Annotated in this window: 1 protein-coding gene; it reads right to left on the bottom strand. The window is 74.3% G+C overall.

Going from position 1 to position 4,454, the window contains the following annotated elements; genetic code table 11:
- Nucleotides 1-4,454, bottom strand: a 4,454-nt coding sequence (locus IJH84_RS01545; RefSeq protein ID WP_295139380.1) for a type I polyketide synthase, incomplete at both ends; no start/stop codon positions are given.

The raw sequence follows: 4,454 nt of genomic DNA on the forward strand, positions 1-4,454 counted from the left end.
CGATCCCGGAGCGCTTAGCGCCGTCCTCGGCTTGCTCGTCCGCGGCCATCCCGCCGCCGCCCCAAGCGCCCCACGCGATCGAGGTGCCCGCCAGGCCGCGGGCGCGCCGCTGCTCGGCGAGCGCGTCGAGCACCGCGTTGGCGGCCGCGTAGTTGCCCTGCCCGGCGTTGCCGACCGCGGCCGAGGCCGAGGAGAACAGCACGAAAGCGTCCAGCTCGCGGTCGCGGGTGAGTTCGTCCAGCAGCAGCGCGGAAGTGACCTTGGTGCGCAGCACCGGGCCGAACCGCTGCGGGGTGAGCCCGTCGAGGATGCCGTCGTCGAGCACTCCGGCCGCGTGCACCACTCCGGTCAGCGGATGCTCGGCGGGCACCGCCGCGAGCACCTCGGACAGCTGCGCGCGATCGGCGACGTCGCAGGCTTCGACCGCCGCGGTGGTGCCGAGCTCGGCGAGCTCGTCGCGGAGTTCCTTGGCACCGGGCGCTTCCAGGCCGCTGCGGCTGAGCAGCACGAGGTGCTCCGCACCCTGCTCGGCGAGCCAGCGAGCGACTCGCGCTCCGAGCGAGCCGGTACCGCCGGTGACCACGACGGTGCCGCGCGGCTGCCAACCGCTCACCGGTGGCTCCGGCGCGGGCACCAGCCGCCTCCCGAAGGCAGCGGATGCGCGCACCGCCATCTGGTCCTCGCCGTCGTGCCCGGCGAGCACGGCCGTGAGCCGGTCCAGCACCCGCTTGTCCAGGACCTCGGGCAGGTCCACGAGCCCGCCCCAGCGGTCCGGGTGCTCCAGTGCGGCGACCCGGCCGAGTCCCCAGACCCCGGCTTGCGCCGGGTTCCGCGGAGCTTCGGCGGCGCCGGTGGACGCCGCACCGCGCGTTGCGGTCCACAGTGGAGCCGCGTTTCCCGAGTCGCCCAGCGCTTGCAGCAAGGTCGCGGTCAGCGCCGGGGATTCCGGCTGGAGATTCGCGCCGTCCCGCAACGGAAGCAACGACAGCACCCCGTCGACGGAGCGACCGCGCAGCTGATCGGCAAGCTCCGCGCGATCGGCGGTACCGACCTCGATGCGCTCCGGATCGCCGAGCGCGCCGAGCACCCGTTCGGTCCACTCGTCGGCGAGCCCGGCGGGCAGCACGGCGAGCCAATGACCGCCGAGCCGTGCGGAGTTGCTGGTGTGCAACGGCTTCCAGTCGAAGCGGTGCCGCCAGGAGTCCACTCTGGCCTGGTCCTGCTGTTCCCGGCGCCAGCCGGACAGCGCGGGCAGCACCTTCGCGAGAGCTTCGTCCTCGACGCGCAGGGTTTCGGCCAGCGATCCGAAGTCCTGCTGTGCCACGGCTTCCCAGAACGCCTCGTCGGAGCCGCGGCCGCCCTGCTCGGTGGCGGGCTCGGGCTCGGGCCAGAACCGTTCGTGCTGGAAGGCGTAGGTGGGCAGGTCGATCCGGCGCGCACCGGAGCCCGCGTAGAAGCCCGTCCAGTCCGGGGTGGCGCCGCTGACGTGCAGCCGGGCGAGCGCGCCGACCAGCGTCGCGGTCTCGTCCCGGTCCCGGCGCGCCGTGGCGACCGCAGCCGCGTCCGATGCCGAGGCCGTGACCAGCGCGGACAGCACCGCGTCCGGACCGATCTCGCAGTAGGTCCGCACACCACGGCCAGCCAGGGTGCGCACTCCGTCGGCGAACCGGACGGTCTCGCGCACGTGCCGCACCCAGTACTCCGCAGCGCACAGCTGCTCCGGCTCGGCCACCGCACCGGTCAGGTTGGACACCACCGGCACCTGCGGTGCGCCGTAGGTGACGCCGCGCGCGGTGCGGGCGAAATCGTCCAGCATGGCGTCCATCAGAGGAGAGTGAAACGCATGGCTGACCCGCAAACGCCTAGTCTTGCGTCCCTGCGCGGCGAAGGCGTCCGCGATGCGGGACACCTCGTCCCCGGCACCGGAGACCACGGCGGAGTCCGGACCGTTGAGCGCGGCCAGCGAGACCTGCCGGGTCAGCAGCGTGGTGATCTCCTCCTCGGTCGCCTGGATCGAGATCATCGCTCCGCCGCGCGGCAGCGCCTGCATGAGCCGTGCGCGGGCGGCGACCAGCTTCGCCGCGTCCGGCAGCGCGAACACGCCCGCCACGTGCGCGGCAGCGAGCTCGCCGATGGAGTGCCCGGTCAGGAAATCCGGCCGCAGCCCCCAGGATTCGAGCAGCCGGAACAGCGCGACCTCGAAGGCGAACAGCGCGGGCTGGGTACAGCCGGTCTCGTCCAGCAGCGCCGCCTCGGGCGCGTCCGCGGCCGCGAACAGGACCTCCCGCAGCGGGCGGTCCAGTTCCGGTTCGAGGTGTGCGAGCACCTCGTCTAGGGCCGCGGCGAACGCCGGGAACCGGTCGTAGAGCTCGGCGCCCATGCCCGCGCGCTGCGATCCCTGGCCGGAGAACAGGAAAGCCAGCTTGCCGGGCCGCACCGCATCCCCGCGCAGCACGTTCCCCGCGCCGCGGCCGGTGGCGAGCGCGTCGAGCCCGGCGTGCAGTTCGGCGTCGTCGGCGGCCAGCACCGCGGCCCGGTGCTCGAAGTGCGAGCGGGCCGTGGCCAGCGAGTTCGCCAGGTCCACCAGCTCGCCGCCCGCGTCGCGCAGCTGCTCGGCCTGCGCCCGCAGCGCGTCCGGCGTGCGAGCCGAGACCACGACCGGCAGCACCGGCGCGGGTCGCCCGCCGCGTTCCGGGAGCTCGGCTTCCGGCGCCTGCTCCAGGACCACGTGCGCATTGGTTCCGCTGGCGCCGAACGAGGACACCGCCGCGCGCCGCGGTCGCCCGGTCTCGGGCCACTCGCGCGCCTCGGTGAGCAGCTGCACCGCGCCGGAGGACCAGTCGACGTGCGTGGACGGGCGGTCTACGTGCAGCGTCTTCGGCAGCGTCCCGTGCCGCATCGCCAGCACCGTGCGGATCACCCCGGCCACACCGGACGCGGACTGGCTGTGCCCAAGGTTGGACTTCACCGAGCCGAGCAACATCGGATGCTCCCGCTCCCGGCCGTAGGTCGCCAGCAATGCCTGCGCCTCGATCGGGTCGCCGAGGGCGGTTCCGGTGCCGTGCGCCTCGACAGCGTCCACTTCGGATGATTCGAGTCCGGAGGCCGCCAGCGCCTTGCGGATCACCCGCTGCTGCGAAACCCCGTTGGGCGCGGTGAGCCCGTTGGAGGCGCCGTCGGAGTTGATCGCCGAGCCGCGCAGCACCGCCAGCACCTCGTGCCCGCGCCGCTGCGCCGTGGAGCGCCGCTCGACCACGAGCATCCCCACGCCCTCGGCCCAGCCGGTGCCGTCGGCGGCGTCCGAGAACGCCTTGCAGCGCCCGTCCCGGGACAGCGCACCCAGCTCGCCGAACTCGACGAAGCCGACCGGGGTGGACATCACCGTCACCCCGCCCGCCAGCGCGAGCGAGCACTCCCCCGCGCGCACCGCCTGCGCCGCCTGGTGCAGCGCCACCAGCGAGGACGAGCAGGCCGTGTCGACGGTGACGGTCGGGCCTTGCAGGCCGAAGGTGTAGGACAGCCGCCCGGAGATCAGGCTCGCGGACTGCGCGGTCTGGGCGTGCCCGACCTGCCCGGCAGGCGGCCGGTAGTCGCCGGTGCCGCCGCCGACGAACACGCCCGCGTCGGTGCCGCGCAGCCCGTCCGGGTCGATCCCGGCGCGCTCGAAGGCCTCCCAGGCGGCTTCGAGCACGATCCGCTGCTGCGGATCCATGATCATGGCCTCCCGCGGGGAGATGCCGAAGAACCCGGGGTCGAAATCCGCCGCGTCGTGCAGGAAGCCGCCCGCGGTGGTGCTCAACGCCGCGAGGTCCCAACCGCGGTCGGCCGGGACGGGTCCGACGGCGTCGACCTCGTCGGTCAGCAGCCGCCACAGGTCCTCGGGCGAGCGGACACCGCCCGGGTAGCGGCAGCTCATGCCGACGATCACGACCGGGTCGTCCGCGGCCGCGGCGATCGGAGCGATCTCGGCGGGCCCGGTTTCCGCGCCGGTGAGTTCGGCGTCGAGATGCGCGGCGAGTTCGGCCGGGGTCGGGTGGTCGAACACCAGCGTCGCGGGCAGCGCCAGGCCGGTTTCGGTGTTCAGCGCGTTGCGCAGGTCCACCGCGGTCAGCGAGTCGAACCCGAGGTCCCGGAAGGCCGAACCCGGCTCCACCGCGGCTGTTCCCGCGTGGCCGAGGACCCGGGCTGCGGTGCTGCGCACCAGGTCGCCGAGCCGGGCCGCGCGTTCGGCGGCGGGCAGCGCGGCCAGGTCCGCTGCTGGGGTTTCCGGCTCTGCGGCGGCGAAATCGGCCAGCAGCGGGCTCGGCCGGTCCGCGGTGAACGCCGGGCCGAAACGCGACCAGTCGACGTCGGCCAGGGTCAGCGCTACCTCGTCGCCGCCGATCGCGCGGGACAGCGCGGTGAGGGCGAGGTCCGGGTCCAGTCCGGGCAGCCCGTTGAACCGGCGGTGCGCC

Origin of the sequence: Saccharopolyspora sp. (assembly GCF_017434145.1) — a bacterium.
Lineage (GTDB): Bacteria > Actinomycetota > Actinomycetes > Mycobacteriales > Pseudonocardiaceae > Saccharopolyspora_C > Saccharopolyspora_C galaxeae.